Origin of the sequence: Kribbella sp. NPDC051620 (genome assembly GCF_044453825.1) — a bacterium.
Classification (GTDB): Bacteria; Actinomycetota; Actinomycetes; order Propionibacteriales; family Kribbellaceae; genus Kribbella.
On the sequence record NZ_JBITDB010000005.1, the window covers coordinates 301589 to 317313 of the forward strand.

At 68.0% G+C, this 15725-nt stretch carries 16 protein-coding genes; 13 read left to right on the top strand and 3 right to left on the bottom strand.

Going from position 1 to position 15725, the window contains the following annotated elements; all coding sequences use genetic code 11:
- The first annotated feature begins 9 nt into the window (after positions 1-9).
- Positions 10-309 carry a thiamine-binding protein gene (locus ACIA12_RS26010; RefSeq protein WP_343975375.1) on the top strand — a complete coding sequence of 100 codons (300 nt, stop codon included), beginning with the start codon at positions 10-12 and terminating at the stop codon, positions 307-309.
- Here ACIA12_RS26010 and ACIA12_RS26015 read toward each other — a convergent pair.
- Positions 306-1049 (bottom strand): SDR family oxidoreductase, encoded by a 744-nt coding sequence (locus ACIA12_RS26015; RefSeq protein WP_396369691.1) that lies wholly within the window; start codon positions 1047-1049, stop codon positions 306-308. The genes ACIA12_RS26010 and ACIA12_RS26015 overlap by 4 nt on opposite strands.
- 99 nt (positions 1050-1148) lie before the next feature.
- Here ACIA12_RS26015 and ACIA12_RS26020 point away from each other — a divergent pair, with 99 nt between their 5' ends.
- From ACIA12_RS26020 to ACIA12_RS26050, 7 genes are all read left to right on the top strand, one after another.
- Positions 1149-2000, top strand: coding sequence for a helix-turn-helix transcriptional regulator (locus ACIA12_RS26020; protein WP_396369692.1), 852 nt, complete (start codon positions 1149-1151; stop codon positions 1998-2000).
- 115 nt (positions 2001-2115) lie between these two features.
- On the top strand, positions 2116-3972 hold the full coding sequence (locus tag ACIA12_RS26025) for a glycoside hydrolase family 3 protein (protein ID WP_396369693.1): 1857 nt from the start codon (positions 2116-2118) through the stop codon (positions 3970-3972).
- A gap of 23 nt (positions 3973-3995) precedes the next feature.
- Positions 3996-5282 (top strand): ThuA domain-containing protein, encoded by a 1287-nt coding sequence (locus ACIA12_RS26030; protein ID WP_396369694.1) that lies wholly within the window; start codon positions 3996-3998, stop codon positions 5280-5282.
- A 93-nt stretch (positions 5283-5375) separates the two neighbouring features.
- Entirely contained in the window at positions 5376-6449 is a 1074-nt protein-coding gene (locus ACIA12_RS26035) for a WD40/YVTN/BNR-like repeat-containing protein (protein WP_396369695.1), read from the top strand.
- 61 nt (positions 6450-6510) lie between these two features.
- Positions 6511-7350, top strand: a complete 840-nt coding sequence (locus tag ACIA12_RS26040) for an endonuclease/exonuclease/phosphatase family protein (protein WP_396369696.1) — start codon at positions 6511-6513, stop codon at positions 7348-7350.
- A 203-nt stretch (positions 7351-7553) separates the two neighbouring features.
- Entirely contained in the window at positions 7554-8903 is a 1350-nt protein-coding gene (locus ACIA12_RS26045; RefSeq protein WP_396369697.1) for an NlpC/P60 family protein, read from the top strand.
- A gap of 128 nt (positions 8904-9031) precedes the next feature.
- Entirely contained in the window at positions 9032-9256 is a 225-nt protein-coding gene (locus ACIA12_RS26050) for a hypothetical protein (protein ID WP_396369698.1), read from the top strand.
- Between the two features lie 33 nt (positions 9257-9289).
- Here the strand turns inward: ACIA12_RS26050 and ACIA12_RS26055 are convergent, their stop codons facing one another.
- A complete protein-coding gene (locus tag ACIA12_RS26055) occupies positions 9290-10267 on the bottom strand; it encodes a zinc-binding alcohol dehydrogenase family protein (RefSeq protein WP_396369699.1) in 978 nt (325 codons plus the stop codon).
- Positions 10268-10351: 84 nt separating this feature from the next.
- Between ACIA12_RS26055 and ACIA12_RS26060 the strand changes: the two genes are divergently transcribed.
- Entirely contained in the window at positions 10352-10783 is a 432-nt protein-coding gene (locus ACIA12_RS26060) for a MarR family winged helix-turn-helix transcriptional regulator (protein ID WP_396369700.1), read from the top strand.
- A 126-nt stretch (positions 10784-10909) separates the two neighbouring features.
- On the opposite strand, the gene ACIA12_RS26065 is transcribed toward ACIA12_RS26060, so the two are convergent.
- A complete protein-coding gene (locus ACIA12_RS26065; protein ID WP_396369701.1) occupies positions 10910-11398 on the bottom strand; it encodes an inorganic diphosphatase in 489 nt (162 codons plus the stop codon).
- Between the two features lie 50 nt (positions 11399-11448).
- On the opposite strand from ACIA12_RS26065, the gene dacB reads away from it, so the two are divergent.
- The 4 genes from dacB to hpt all read left to right on the top strand — a co-directional run bounded on the left by dacB (position 11449) and on the right by hpt (position 15703).
- Complete coding sequence (dacB, locus tag ACIA12_RS26070) at positions 11449-12807, top strand: D-alanyl-D-alanine carboxypeptidase/D-alanyl-D-alanine-endopeptidase (protein ID WP_396369702.1); 1359 nt, start codon at positions 11449-11451, stop codon at positions 12805-12807.
- Between the two features lie 39 nt (positions 12808-12846).
- Positions 12847-13941 (top strand): zinc-dependent metalloprotease, encoded by a 1095-nt coding sequence (locus ACIA12_RS26075; RefSeq protein WP_396369703.1) that lies wholly within the window; start codon positions 12847-12849, stop codon positions 13939-13941.
- A 100-nt stretch (positions 13942-14041) separates the two neighbouring features.
- Complete coding sequence (gene tilS / locus ACIA12_RS26080) at positions 14042-14980, top strand: tRNA lysidine(34) synthetase TilS (RefSeq protein WP_396369704.1); 939 nt, start codon at positions 14042-14044, stop codon at positions 14978-14980.
- A gap of 171 nt (positions 14981-15151) precedes the next feature.
- Positions 15152-15703 carry a hypoxanthine phosphoribosyltransferase gene (gene hpt / locus ACIA12_RS26085; protein WP_343975419.1) on the top strand — a complete coding sequence of 184 codons (552 nt, stop codon included), beginning with the start codon at positions 15152-15154 and terminating at the stop codon, positions 15701-15703.
- Positions 15704-15725 lie beyond the last annotated feature (22 nt).

Genomic DNA, 15725 nt, shown 5'->3' on the forward strand with positions numbered 1-15725 from the left:
CTGGGCTGCATGATCGTTGCATTCAGCATCAGCCCGGCTGCCGGGGACGAGACCGGCGGCGTGAGCGAGGCGGTCGCCGAGGCGGTCCGGATCGTTCGCGCCTCCGGCCTGCCGAACGAGACCAACGCGATGTTCACCAATATCGAGGGGGAGTGGGACGAGGTGATGGCGGTGGTGAAGCAGGCCGTCGAGGCGGTCACCGCCGTCTCACCCCGGGTCAGCCTGGTCCTGAAGGCCGACATCCGCCCCGGCTACACCGGCCAGCTCACTGCCAAGGTCGAACGGATCGAGCAAGCGCTGGCGGACTAGTGGCTGTTGAGGGCCGCGATGGTTTCCGGTAGGCGGTTCTCGCGTTCGGCGTTGCGGAGGAAGCCGACTCGTTGGACGGTGACCTCCGCGACGTCGGGGTGGTCGCGGAGGATGTCCATCGTCTCGGTCAGGAAGTCTTCGACCGGCATCGCCGTCGGGGCGTCCTGCTGGCCCATCAGGGTGGTCGCGACGTGCGGCGGGATCAGCTCGATCACCTGGACGCCGGTGCCGGCCAGCTGGAGTCGCAGGCTCTGCGTGTAGCTGTGGATGGCGGCCTTCGTCGCGTTGTAGGTCGCCGTCAGCGCCAGTGGAGTGAACGCGAGGCCTGACGAGACCGTGAGGATCGTGGCGTCCTGCTTCGTCACCAGGTACGGCGTGAACTGGGCGACGGTACGGATCGTGCCGAGCAGGTTCGTGGTGATGGTCGCCTCCGCCGTGCCGAGGTGGCCGGGATCGAGCAGGTTCTCCGGACGCATGATGCCGCTCATCGTGAGCAGGGCGTTCAGGTCGGGGTAGCGGGTGGTGACCTCGTTGTACGCCGCCTCGATCGAGGCCGGGTCGTCGACGTCGAGGACGACCGTGCCGATGCCTTCGTGCTCGGCGGCGATCTGGTCGAGCAGCTCCTTGCGGCGACCGCCGACGATCACCTTGTTGCCGAGCGCGTGGAACCTTAGCGCCAGGCCCAGGCCGAGCCCCGAAGTACCGCCGGTGATGAAGATCGTGTTCCCTGTGGTTTTCATGGCTCCAGCCTCGATCGATCAGAGCCGGGCAACCAGGCTCGGTTCAGCCACTGCTTGACAAGCAGTGGCTAACTCGGCGGGCTGCTGAACAATGGAGTCATGGACTACGGGGAACTGTCGGACTTCCTGCGCAAACGCCGCGAGGCGCTGCAGCCCGAGGACATCGGCCTGCCACGCGGCCGCCGGCGCCGTACTCCGGGCCTGCGGCGCGAAGAGGTCGCTGCGCTCGCCGTGATGTCCACGGATTACTACAGCCGGCTCGAAGGCGGCCGCGGTCCCCAACCGTCGACCGAGATGCTGGCCGCGATAGCGCGGGCACTCCGGTTGACGCTGGACGAACGCGACCACCTCTACGTGCTCGCGGGCCACGGCGTGCCACCGAGGACCAGCGGTGGCGACCACGTGAACCCTGGCCTGCTGCGGATCATGGACCGGCTGGGTGACACCCCTGCCCAAGTGATGAACCGCCTCGGCGAGACCTTGCTGCAGACGCCGCTGGACATCGCCTTCGAGGGCGACCTGACGAGCTTCGAGGGGCTGGAGCGAAGCGCCGCCTACCGATGGTTCCTCCGCGGGGGCGACCGGGACCTGTACGCCGACGAGGCGACGCGCGCCAACCACAGCCGGGTGCTGGCGGCGATGCTGCGGTCCGTCCATGCCGTCGACGGCGACAAGTCGCGGGCTGGAAGCCTCGTGCGCGCCCTGCTGGACGGCAGCGAGGAGTTTCGCCGGCTCTGGGAAGAGCACGAGATCGGGGTCAGGCACGTCGGCGTGAAGCGGTTCCTGCACCCGGCAGTGGGCGAACTGGAACTGCACTGCCAGCTCCTCGACGACCTGGAGCAGCAGCAGCTACTGCTGGTTTTCACCGCGAAGCCGGGCAGCGTGAGCGCCGAGCGGCTCGAACTGCTCTCCGTCCTGGGCAGCCAGCGGCTGCTCGGCGCGGAAAACTGAAGATCTTTTCGGAAAAGGCTTGCCGAAGTCTTTACCAGGGTTCGGTCGTGGGTTAATTTAAGCCCTGAATTTCCGAACCCTACGTAACACCACGCTCACTGAGGGGATCCGCCCAATGCCCGCTCGGAAGCTGTTGCCTGCCCTCGTCGGCCTGCTGACAGGTGCCCTGGTTCTGGCTGTTCCCGCGCCTGCGCCGGCCTCGCCGGTATCGGACGAAGTACCGGCCTACAAGGACGCCGGCCAGCCGGTGGGGGTCCGGGTGCAGGACCTGATGGCGCGGATGACGCTGGACGACAAGCTCGGCCAGATGATCCAGGCCGAGCGGCTGGGGATCACCGATCCGGCCGACGTCGCGACGTACGGGCTGGGGTCGTTGCTGTCCGGCGGGAGCTCGCAGCCGACGCCGAACACGCCGGAGACCTGGGCCGACATGTACGACGGGTTCCAGCGGACCGCGTTGTCGTCGCGGCTCGGGATCCCGTTGATCTACGGGGTCGACGCGGTGCACGGGCACAACGGTGTCAAGGGCGCGACGATCTTCCCGCACAACATCGGGCTCGGCGCGACCCGCGACGGAGTGCTCGCCGAGAAGATCGGCCGGGCGACGGCCGAGGAGGTCTCCGGTACCGGCATCGACTGGAACTTCGCGCCGTGCCTGTGCGTGGCGCGCAACGACCGGTGGGGCCGGACGTACGAGTCGTTCGGTGAACTGCCGATGCTCGCCCGGACGATGGCCCCGATCATCAACGGAATGCAGGGCAAGTCCCTGTCCGATCCGGGCTCGGTGCTCGCGACGGCCAAGCACTACGTCGGCGACGGTGGCACGGTCGGCGGCAAGGACCAGGGCGAGACGAACATCAGCGAGGCCGAGCTGCGGGCGATCCACCTGCCGCCGTTCAAGGAGGCCGTCCGCCGCGGCGTCGGCTCGGTGATGATCTCCTACAGCAGCTTCAACTCGGTCAAGATGCACGCGAACAGCTATCTGATCAACGACGTGCTGAAGGGCGAGCTGGGCTTCGACGGGATCGTCGTCTCGGACTACAACGGGATCGACAAGATCGACGGCCAGTCCGGGTTCACGCCGGCCGAGGTGACCGCGTCGATCAACGCGGGCATGGACATGGTGATGGTCCCGTTCGCGTGGAAGCAGTTCATCGACACGTTGCGTGCCGAAGTACTGGCCGGCCGGATTCCGCAGGCCCGGATCGACGACGCGAACCGGCGGATCCTGACCAAGAAGTTCGAGCTTGGGCTGTTCGAGCACCCGCTGACCGATCGCAGCTTCCTCGGCACCATCGGCAGCAAGGAGCACCGCGACCTGGCCCGCCAGGCGGTCCGTGAATCACAGGTGCTGCTGAAGAACGCCGGGCGCGTACTGCCACTGGCGAAGGACAACCAGAAGATCTTCGTGGCGGGCAAGAACGCCGACGACATCGGCAACCAGTCCGGCGGCTGGACCGTCGGCTGGCAGGGCGGGAGCGGCCCGGTCACCCCCGGAACCACCATCCTGGAAGGCATCCGGCACTCGGCGGCGCCGTCGACGACCGTTGCCTACAGCAAGGATGCGACCGGGATCGACGACTCGTACGACGTTGCCGTCGCGGTGATCGGCGAGACCCCGTACGCCGAGGGCAAGGGCGACCGGCCCGCGTCCATGGGGCTCGATCAGGCCGACCTGGACACGCTGGCGCGGCTGAAGGCGACCGGCGTACCGGTGGTCGTCGTACTGGTATCCGGCCGGCCGCTCGACATCGCAGCACAGCTGCCGGACTGGGCCGGGCTGATCGCCGCCTGGCTGCCGGGCACCGAGGGGCAGGGCGTCGCTGACGTCCTGTTCGGCGACTACTTCCCGACCGGCCAACTGCCGGTGACGTGGATGAAGAGCGCCGCGCAACAACCCATCAACGTCGGCGACGGGCAGACGCCGCTGTTTCCGTTCGGATACGGACTCCGTTATCGCCCACTGAAGTAGTACTTCACGGAAGGACCCGCCCCATGCACATGGTCCGCAAGAGCAGTATCGCCCGACTACTGGCCCTCCTGGTGGTCGCCTGTCTGAGCCTGACCTCAGCCAGCGCGTTCGCCCGGGTGACCGCACCCGACCAGGTGGACGCAACCTTCAAGGTGCTCGCGTTCTACAGCGGTACCTTCGACGCCGCGCACATCGACTTCGAGAAGGAGGCGGCGGTCCGGTTCCCGCAGTTCGGTGCTCAGAACGGCTTCACCTACGAGCAGACGAACAACTGGGACCGGCTGAACTCCCTGACGACCGCGCAGGCCGCGGTGGTGATGTTCCTGGACGACTCGCCGCACAGCGACGCGCAGCGGACCGGGTTCCAGCGCTACATCGAGAACGGTGGTGGCTTCCTGGGCTTCCACGTCTCGAACTACAACGACTCCAGCGGTGGCTGGCCGTGGTTCAACAACACCCTGCTCGGCACCGGCCGGTTCGTCAGCAACACCTGGCTGCCGACCGCGGTCACGCTGAAGGCCGAGAACCGGTCGCACCCGGCGCTGGCCAACACCCCGGCGACGTTCCGCTCGTCGGTCAGTGAGTGGTACAGCTGGCAGAACGACCTGCGCAACAACCCGAACATCCAGGTACTGGCGTCGATCGACCCGTCCAGCTTCCCGGTCGGCACCACGCAGGTCTGGACCAGCGGCTACTACCCGATCGTGTGGACGAACAAGAACTACAAGGTGATCTACGCCAACTTCGGCCACAACGCGATGAACTACCAGACCAACACCCGGACCTCGTCGACCTTCGACAGCCCGGCGCAGAACCAGTTCCTGATGGACGCCATCAAGTGGCTCGGTGGCGGCGGTACGACCGTACCGCCGGTCGACCAGCCGGACGCCAACACGTGGTACTCGGCGGCCAACAAGGGCAACGGCAAGTGCATCGACGCCCGCGCGGCCGGTACCGCCAACGGCACCGTCATCCAGCAGTACACCTGCAACGGCACGCTGGCCCAGCAGTTCCAGTTCCAGCCGACGTCGGACGGCTTCACCCGGGTCAACAACCACGGCGACGCCACCAAGGTGATCGACGTGACGGGTGTCTCCGCGGCCGACAACGCCGGCCTGCAACTGTGGACGTACAGCAACGGCACCAACCAGCAATGGCAGGCGGTCTCCGAGGGCAGCGGCTACTTCCACTTCGTCAGCCGCTTCAGCAGCAAGTGCCTGACCGTTCCCGGCGGCTCCACTGCCGACAGCACCCAACTCGTCCAGCTGACCTGCAACGGAGGCGCAACACAGTCCTTCAAACTGAGCTGACCGATCACGCGCCGCGTTCGAAGTACCGGAGCTGTCCGGCACTTCGAACGAAGTGCTTCTTTTCTGTCGGCTTCGTGTATTACGTTGCCCGGCATGAAGATCCTGCGCATCGCCGCGCTTGCGGCCGGAGTTCTGCTCGCGATGTCCCAGCTCGTGCCGGCGCAAGCTGTCGGGCAGCACGGGGCGAAGTACAAGTGGGATCTGAAGCCGACAGGGAGTACGGCGCAGTTCCGCGGGCTGGCGGCGGTGAGCAAGGACGTCGCGTGGGTCGCGGGGAGTGCGGGGCAGGTACTGCGTACTCTCGACGGCGGGCGTCATTGGCAGAACGTGAGCCCGCCCGGACAGACGCTGTTGTTCCGCGATGTCGAGGCGTTCGATGCGGACCACGCCGTGATCCTGGCGATCGGTGTCGGCGAGGACTCGCGGGTCTTCCGGACCGCTGATGGTGGCAAGCACTGGGCGGAGACGTTCCGCAACACGGACCCGAACGCGTTCTACGACTGCTTGGACTTCAACAACTCGCGGCACGGGCTTGCGTTGAGCGACCCGGTGGATGGCAAGTTCCGGATCGCGGCGACCGAGGACGGTGGCAGGTCGTGGAAGGTGCAGTCGACCAAGGGGATGCCGGCGGCGTTGCCGGGTGAGTTCGCTTTCGCGGCCAGTGGGACCTGCTTGGTGGCCGGGCCCGGCCGGATGGCTTGGTTCGCGACCGGCGGTGGCGAGCGGCCGCGGGTGTTCCGCACTCTCGACGGCGGCCGGAGCTGGAAGGTGAGCGACTCCCCGATGGCTAGTGGCGGGGCTGCGGGAATCTTCAGTCTGGCGTTCCGGGGGCCGCTGTTCGGAGTGGCGGTCGGCGGCGACTTCGAGAAGCCGACCGAGGCGGTCAAGGCTGCTTCGGTCACCACCGACGGCGGCCGCAGCTGGAAGCTGGTCCCGGCGGACAAGGCGCCCAAGGGGTATCGCAGCGGTTCGGCCTTCGTGCCGTGGTCGCCGGCCACCGTGGTCGCGGTCGGCCCGTCGGGCAGCGACGTGAGCCTTGATGGCGGACGTAGCTGGACCCAGTTCTACGACGGCAGCTTCGACAGCGTCGAGTGCGCGGGCCACGGCCACCAGGCCGGCTGCTGGGCCTCGGGCGCGAAGGGTGCGGTCGCACGCCTTAGCCGTTGATTCAGCGTGGCGACACCCGTACTTCGCGCGGGTGTCGCCTGCTGACGGCCAGGATGGGGTCATGCGGAAACTTCCCACCCGGTTGCTGGCCACGTTCGCGGGGCTGTTGATGGTGCTGCCGACGGCGGCCGACGCCTCTTCGCGCGGCAGTGACCGCGCGGACAAGCCCGGGCAGCCGTTGAAGGTGCTGACCTACAACATCCACCATGGCGCCGGTACGGACGGAGTACTGGATCTGGAGCGGATCGCCAAGGTGATCGAGAACTCCGGCGCCGACCTGGTCGGGCTGCAGGAGGTCGACAACCACTGGAGCGAGCGCAGCAACTGGGTCAACCAGCCGGCCTGGTTCGCGGCCCGGCTCAAGATGCACTACGCCTATGCGGCGAACCTCGATCTGCCGCCGCTGCATCCGGGAGAGCCGCGCAGGCAGTACGGCACCGCGGTGTTGTCGAAGAATCCGATCAAGGACTTCGAGAACACGCTGCTGCCGCTCTATCCGACGGGTGAGCAGCGGGGACTGTCGGTGGCGGCGATCAAGATCCGCGGCGTCTGTCTGCGGCTCGCGAACACCCATCTGACCTCGAACAACAACGCCGAGCGGCTCGAGCAGGCGAAGAAGGTGGTCGAGCTGCTGGACGACTCGAAGCTCCCGACCATCCTGGTCGGCGATCTGAACGCGCGGCCGACCTCGCCGGAGATCGCAACGCTCACCAAGGTCTGGCGCGACACCTGGGCCGAGGTCGGTGTCGGACTCGGCTACACGATCGAGGCGGACAACCCGACCGCCCGGATCGACTATCTGCTGCACACCCGCCAAGGAGTTGAGCCGCTGTCGGCCGCGGTGATCACCACCAATGGCTCCGATCATCTGCCGGTCGTCGCGACTTTCACGGTCAAATAGCTTTCGCCTCAACCATCGGCGTCCACCTGGGAAGGTGGGCGCCGATTTTGCTGCGCGAGAATTACAAGCTTGTAGTTTGTCAAGCCGACACGCAGGTGCAACAAAGTTATTAGTGGGATTAGTGTTCCCATTGGGGCTGAAGGCAACTAGTGTCACGTACTGGGTCCAGATGGACCAAAAGGGCTCGGCGGAAGGAAGACCCCATGCGGACGATTTCGGGGGTGCTGGCGGTCTCCTTGGTAGGAACCATGGGTTTGATCGCCGTCCCGGCGCAGGCTGATCCCAAGCCGCCGGTCATTCCGTCCCAGTCCACCGTCGACGCGGCCAAGAAGGCGGCTGCGACGAAGGCCGCGCAGGTCAGCGCCATCGAGCAGCAGCTCGCCAGTGCCGGTGCCCGGCTCGAGCAGCTCGGCGTACAGGCGGCCAAGGCCGGCGAGGTCTACAACGGCGCGATGTACCGGCTGCAGCAGGCGCAGGCCGAGGCGAAGGCGGCTGGGGATCGCGCCGACCGGGCCGAGAAGACGCTGGCGGCTCAGCGGCAGCAGATCGGCCGGTTCGCGGCAGCGTCGTACCAGGGCGGTGGCGACCTGGCCAAGCTCGGGCCGCTGTTCACCGCCGACGGTGCGCAGGAGCTGCTCGACTCCGCAGGCGCCGCGCGCTCGGTGTCGCAGGCGATGCAGGGCTCGTACCTCCGGTACACCGCGAGCCAGGTGGTCACCAACGCGTTCAAGCTGCAGAAGGACCAGGCCGTCACCAAGGTGCAGGCCGCGACCGACGAAGCGGCGAAGGCCAAGGAGGCGGCCGAGGCGGCTGAGGCCGAGCAGCGGTCGGCGGTGGCGTCGATCGGCGTGCAGCGTCGGCAGCAGATCGCCCAGCTCGCCGTACTGCGGCACACGTCCGTACAGGTGGCGACCCAGCGGCAGCGCGGGCTGGAGGAGCTGGCTCGGCAGCGGGCGGCGGCGCTGGCCGCGAAGAAGGCCGAGGAACTGCGCCGGCGGATCGCCGCGCGGGAGGCGGCCGAGGCCCGTGCGGCTCGCGAAGAGGCTGCGCGCGAGGCTCGCCAAGAGGCTGCACGGAGGGCTCGCGAAGAGCGGAACAACGACAAGCAGGAGCACAAGAAGCGTCCGAAGAAGCACAAGCCGGGCAAGCACGGCGGTGGCAACGATGGTGGCTCCGGGCACAACTCGCGCGGTGCCCGAGCCGCCATCGACTTCGCCCTCGCGCAGCTGGGCGAGCCTTACATCTGGGCCGCTGCTGGTCCGAGCTCGTGGGACTGCTCGGGGCTGACGATGGGCGCCTGGAAGAAGGCCGGGGTGCAGCTGCCGCACTACAGCGTTGCGCAGTACGAGCAGATCAAGCACATCTCCGAGGACGACCTGCGGCCCGGCGACCTGATCTTCTGGGCCGAGGACTCCGACGATCCCGGCACGATCTTCCATGTGGCGATGTACCTCGGTGGTGGCCGGATGATCCACGCGCCGCGGCCGGGCCGGCCGGTGACGACGGACAGCATCTACTACTGGGAGGCCCCGGACTTCTTCGGCCGGCCCTGAGGCCGGGTTTCCTCGGGCTCCGGGTTTCCGGCCGGGTACAGCGTGGGCGATGCAGCGTGAGGCGCTTCAGTTCGTGAACGACTAGAACAGCCGATCTCCGCCGTCGGCGTGCGGGACAGGTGCCAGTGGTGAAGTCATTGCGCAGCAGTTCGATGATCGCGGCCGCGATGTCCGTGGTCCGGCCGGGTGCCCGGCGGCGAGCCGTCGCGAGGTCGGCGGCGCCGTCGGCGACGGACCGCCGGCTCGGAGCCGCCGAGCCGCCGTTGACCCGCGGCGGCCCCGACGGCCCGACCGAACTGAACCCGATCCCCGATCGCGCGGCCCCGATGTCCTACTCGCTGATCAGCTGGTAGCAACTGCCTGGTCGGTCTCGGTGATGGGCTGCTTCAGATGGTTGCGATCAGGCGGCCGAGGTTGGTGCGGGCGTCGAGTGTTTGGTGGAGGCGGCTGATTTCGGCGAGGGGGTAGGGGGTGCTGGTGACGGGGCGGAGGTCGCCGGATTGCAGGAGGCGGGTGACTTCGGTGATGTCGGCTCGCGCTTCGGCGGGCCGGGCGGATCGCCAGCCGAGCATGGAGACGCCGGTCACGGAGATCAGGCTGAAGAGGCTGCTGGCGTGGACGGTCGGGAGTTCGCCGCTGATCGCGCCGTAGGTCACCATCCGGCCGAGTGGCGCGAGTTGCTTCAAGCCTTGGTCGAAGGTCTTGCCGCCGACGGAGTCCAGGACGACATCGATCGGTGGCAGTCGCGCGGCCCAGTCACCGTCGCTGAGGTCGATGGCGAGGTCGGCGCCTTGCTCGAGGATGAAGTCGAGCTTGGCGGCGGAGGACGCGGTACCGATCACTGTCCCGGCGCCGAGTGCGCGGGCCAGTTGGACCGCCAAGTGGCCGATGCCACCGGCCGCCGACTGGATGAGCACCGTCTCACCGGGCTGCAGTCGCCCCGCCTTGAGCAACCGGAGCGCCAGCGGAGCCGGCATGGACAGCGTGGTCGCCGCGCCCGCGTCAGTGTCCTCGGGGATCGGCACCAGCCACTCGGCGTCGACCACCACCTGCTCGGCGAAGGCGTCCTCAGACAATGCCGCCACCCGCTGACCAACCTGTATGCCGGGAGGCAGGCTTGCCTGTACGCCGGAAGGCGAACCCGGCCCGAGCCGGGTGATGCGGCCGACGACATCACCGGTGAGCGCGCCGGGCAGTGACCGGGGCCACGGGGTGTTGCCGCTGCGGAAGGTGGTGTCGATCGCGTTCGCGCCGACCGCCTCGACCTCGATCAGCACCTGACCGTCGGCGGGCTCGGGGATCGCGACGTCGGCGACCTGCAGGACGTCGGGGCCGCCGTGTTCGTAGTACCGGATCGCGCGCATCTGCCGGCTCCAAATCGTGGGAGGTCTAAATGATGGGTACTTCCTACGATAAGGCACGATGGAGGTCAGCCCTAGACTGAGCAGGTGAAGTCGTCCCAGCACCGCCTCGGCGATCGGGTCGTCTGGCAGTTGGCCAGGGCGAGCCAGCAGTGGCAACGGCTGGCGCGGCGTGAGTTGGCGGCGGCGAACGTGCGGACGCAGTACTACCACGTGCTCGCCAGCCTGGCCGACGACGGGGACGCGGCGCAGGCGGCGCTGGCCGACCGGATCTCCTTCGACCGCAGTGATCTCGTCTCGGTGCTCGACGAGCTGGAACGGCTGGGGCACGTCGTCCGGCGGACCGACCCGGCGGACCGGCGGCGCAACATCGTCGCCATCACGCCGGCCGGCGAGAAGCTGTTGAGCGAGCTGCACCAGCTCATCCTCGCCGCGGAGGCGAGCTGGCTCGAGCCGCTCAGTGCGGCCGAGCAGAAGACGTTGCTGGCGCTGCTGAGTCGCCTGGCCCCCGAGGACTGAACCAGCTGGTGGGACAGCCTGAGCTGGAGGGCCGGTTGCTGGTGGGACAGCCTGAGCTGGAGGGCTGGTTGCTGGTGGAACAGCTCAGCCCCGGCCAGTGGCCGGGGCTGATGGGTCAGTGGTGCTTCAGTGGCCTTCGCGCTTCAGGCGCTCGAAGGAGGCGGTGACCTCGGCCTCGGCGTCCGCGCGGCCGACCCAGCTGGCGCCCTCGACCGACTTGCCCGGCTCGAGGTCCTTGTAGACCTCGAAGAAGTGCTGGATCTCCAGCCGGTCGAACTCCGGCACGTGGTGGATGTCGCGCAGGTGCTCCTGGCGCGGGTCGCCGGCCGGGACGCAGAGGACCTTGTCGTCCGGGCCCTTCTCGTCGGTCATCCGGAACATGCCGATCGCCCGGGCCCTGATCAGACAGCCGGGGAAGGTCGGCTCCGGCAGCAGGACCAGAGCGTCCAGGGGATCGCCGTCCTGACCCAGGGTCTCCTCGATGAACCCGTAGTCGGAGGGGTACTGAGTGGACGTGAACAGGGTGCGGTCGAGCCGCAGCCGGTTCGTCTTGTGGTCCAGCTCGTACTTGTTGCGGGTGCCCTTGGGGATCTCGATGAAGACGTCGAACTCCATACGGCAGATACTGTCATGGTTCCGACCGATGAAATGACAGGAGTAGCCAGGTGGCCCGTCCTCCCCGTGCGGTCTTCGTCACTCTGCTGACCGCTGGTGTGCTGGCCGGACTGGTCACTAGTGCACAAGCAGTACCTGGTGCATCGCAGACAGCAGCCGGTACGACGGCAGCGCCGCCGGTACTCGCGCCTGCCAAGACGGAGGGCGCTGCACCGACCGCAGCCGGAGTGGCGAAGGCAGTGGCCGCCGCCCTGGCCGACCCGTCGTTGGGCAAGCACCACGGGGTTTACGTGTACGACGCGTCCCGCGGCAAGGAGCTCTACTCGCTCGGTGCTGCGAAGCCCTACGTCCCCGCGTCGACGATGAAGCTCCTGACGACGGTGTCGGCGCTGGAGACCCTCGGCCCGGAGCACCGGTTCGCGACCAAGGTCGTGCGGTCGGGCAACTCGATCATCCTGGTTGGTGGCGGCGACCCACTGCTCGTCACCAAGCGGCAGACCGATCCGCTGGACTTCCCGACCCGGGCCACCCTGCAGGACCTGGCCGCTAGTACTGCGAAGGCGCTGAAGGCCGACGGCGTGACCAGCGTCACGCTCGGGTACGACGCGAGCCTGTTCACCGGGCCCTCCGCCAACCCGAAGTGGGAGCCGAACTACCTCACCGAGGGCATCGCTGCCCGGACCTCTGCGCTCTGGGTCAACGAGGGGCGCCTGTCGGCCGGCATGGCGAAGCGGGCCGACTCTCCCGCCGCTGCGGCCGCCACTGCGTTCGCTGCTCAGTTGGCGAAGGTGGGGATCAAGGCGACTGGGTTGAAGGCGGCGGTGGCGCCCGCGGGGGCCAAGGCTCTCGCGCAGGTGGATTCGCCGACGCTGGGGGACATCGTCGAGTACATCAACCTGCACAGCGACAACGACGGCGCTGAGGTCCTGCTGCGGCAGGTCGGGCTGGCGACCAAGAACGGTGGCTCCTATACGGGTGGCGTGGCCGGAGTACGGGCGACGCTGACCAAGCTGGGGCTGGACCTCACCGGGGCGCGGATCGAGGACGGGAGCGGGCTGTCCCGGACGAACCAGGTGCCGTTGGAGGTACTGGCTGGTGCTGTGCGGGTGGCGGCTTCCGAGGACAACCCGCAGCTGCGGCACCTACTGACCGGGCTGCCCATCGCCGGGTTCACCGGGAGTCTCAGGGAGCGGTTTGCGGGGCCGGGGACGGCCACTGGTACCGGCATGGTCCGGGCTAAGACCGGCACTCTCACCGGCGTCCACTCACTGGCTGGGTATGCCCGGGACAAGTCGGGGACGCTGCTCGTCTTCGCAGTAGCTACGGACAGTGCGCCACCCGCCAAGGCCCTGGACGCCCGCGCCGCCCTGGACCGCGTCACCTCAGCCCTGGCGGCTTGCGGCTGCTGACAGCGCGCGCATGTTGGAACATGCCACTAGGGTCGATGTATGAGTACGGCTGAAGGTAGTACCGCGACTGAGATGGTCGACTGGCAGCTGGCGATCGGGGTAGCTCGCAAGCTGCTCCGGCCGGGGCCTGCGGTCAGTCGGGCCGAGGCGGACCAGGTGGTCGCCGAGCTGAGGCAGTTCGCCGCTGACTCGGAGCACCACGTGCGTGAGTTCACCGGGCTGACGGCGACGTCGGCCACGGCTCCCGTGGTGATCGTGGACCGGCCGGGCTGGGTGCAGGCCAACGCGGACGGCTTCCGGACGGTACTGCAGCCGCTGGCCGACAAGCTGCGCGAGAAGCAGGAGCGGATGGGCGGGCTCGCCGCCGGTGTCGGGTCCCGGGTCACCGCGATCGAGGCGGGGGCGCTGCTGGCGTTCCTCTCTTCTCGGGTGCTTGGGCAGTTCGACCCGTTCTACCCGTCTGAGCCCGATCCGGCTCGGCCTGATCTGACCGGGCGGTTGTTGCTGGTCGCGCCCAATGTGATGCATGTGGAGTCGGAGCTGGGCGTAGTACCGCGGGACTTCCGGTTGTGGGTGTGCCTGCACGAGGAGACCCACCGGGTGCAGTTCACTGCTGTGCCGTGGCTGCGGGATCACCTGCGGTCGGAGATCGCGCTGTTCCTCGACCAGGCGGAGCTGGACGCGTCGGCGTACGCGGCGATGTTCCGCGAGGCCGTGCAGCGGCTCGGGCGTTCGGTGAAGGGCGAGGCGGAGCTGAGCCTCGTCGACCTGATGCAGTCCCCGGAGCAACGCGCCGTACTGGACCGGCTTACTGCGGTCATGTCCCTCCTGGAGGGCCACGCCGACTTCGTCATGGACGGTGTGGGCCCCAGCGTCATCCCCACCGTCGACACCATCCGCTCCAAGTTCACCTCCCGCCGAACCGGCGGCAACCCCGTAGACCAGCTCCTGAAGAAACTCCTGGGCCTGGACGCCAAGCTGCGCCAGTACCAGGACGGCGCCGCCTTCGTCCGCCGGGTAGTAGACCGCGTAGGCATGGAAGGCTTCAACAAGGTCTGGACCGCCCCCAACACCCTCCCCACCAAAACCGAAATCGCCAACCCCGATGCCTGGGTCACCCGACTACACGGCTGAGCAAACCCAAGGCGAGGCGGTCCCGAGCCAGCGGGCTGCTGGGGCGCGGCCTCGTCTTCATCCTGCTGTTGCGAGGGTGCGGGAGGCTACTCGGGTTGCCTTGGCTGAGCTTCCGCGCGGGACGACGGTGTTGGTTGCTTGCTCGGGCGGAGCTGACTCACTGGCGCTCGCGGCGGCGACTGCCTTCGAGGCTCCCAAGCTTGGGTTGAGCGCCGGGGCCGTTGTGGTCGATCACGGGCTGCAGGTGGGGTCTGACAAGACTGCTGAGGTGGCGGCTGGGCAGTGTCGCGGGTTGGGGTTGGAGCCTGTGGTGGTGCGGGCTGTGGAGGTTGGTACCGAGGGTGGGCCTGAGGGGGCGGCTCGGGCTGCTCGGTACGACGCCCTGCGGGATGCGGCGGACGAGTTGGGGGCGGATGTCGTCCTGCTCGCGCACACCCGGGATGACCAGGCAGAGACCGTGTTGCTCGGGTTGGCGAGGGGGTCGGGGGCCCGGTCGTTGGCGGGGATGGCTCCGACGGCGGGGCTGCTCCGGCGGCCGCTGCTGGAGGTGCCGCGGAGTGCTACAGCCGCCGCGTGCATCGCATCTGGTCTGCGCCCGTGGCACGACCCGCACAACGACGACCCGCAGTACAGACGGGTCCGGGTGCGGCACGAAGTACTGCCTGTTCTCGAGGAAGCACTGGGCCCGGGCGTGACAGAAGCCTTGGCCCGTACTGCGAGCCTGCTGCGCGCCGACGCCGACGCACTCGACGTACTGGCCGCTGACCTGGCAGAGACAGCTGTCCACCATGCTGAGGGAGAAGTCCGCTGCGACGTCTCGGTGCTGGAGGAGGAGGCCACCGCACTCCGCACGCGAGTACTCAGACAAGCTGCGCTGGAAGCAGGTTGCCGCGCCAACGACCTCACTGCCGGCCACATCTCGGCCGTCGACGCGCTCATCACCGACTGGCGCGGCCAACGCTGGATCGACCTCCCACAAGCTGTCAAAGCAGCAAGAAAGGGCGGATTCCTCGTCTTGGCCAAAGGGCGTGCCCGGTAATCCCGTGCGTGCTGCGGGGCACTCGGCACGGCACCTCGGCGTGCTGGAGCAAAGGCCACGATGGAAAAACATCGAGGCCTTCACTCCAGCACGCCGAGCTACCGCACCGAGCACCTCCTCGCGACTGCACGGGATTACCGGGCACGCCCTGCCATGTGACAGGCTGAGCTCGTGGATGCGTCGGACATCGAGAAGGACCTGGCCCAGATTCACTTCACCGAGGACCAGATCCAGGAGAAGCTCCGGGAGCTGGCCGGGCGGATCGAGCAGGACTACGAGGGCAAGGACCTGCTGCTGGTCGGCGTCCTGCGGGGCGCCGTGATGGTGATGGCCGACCTCGCCCGCTCGTTCAGCCGGCACGTCGAGATGGACTGGATGGCGGTCTCCTCCTACGGCTCGGGGACGAAGTCGTCGGGCGTGGTGCGGATCCAGAAGGACCTGGACACCGACATCACCAACCGGCACGTGCTGATCGTCGAGGACATCATCGACACCGGGCTGACGCTGACCTGGCTGGTCAGCAACCTGCAGTCCCGCAAGCCTGCCTCGGTCGAGATCTGCACGGCCTTCCGCAAGCCGGACGCGGCCAAGATGGCTGTTCCGGTGAAGTACGTCGGGCTGGAGCTGCCGGACGAGTTCGTCGTCGGCTACGGGCTCGACTACGCGGAGAAGTACCGCAACCTGCGCTGCGTGGCGACGCTCGCCCCGCACGTCTATTCCTGACCTCCGCGCCACCCCTGGCATG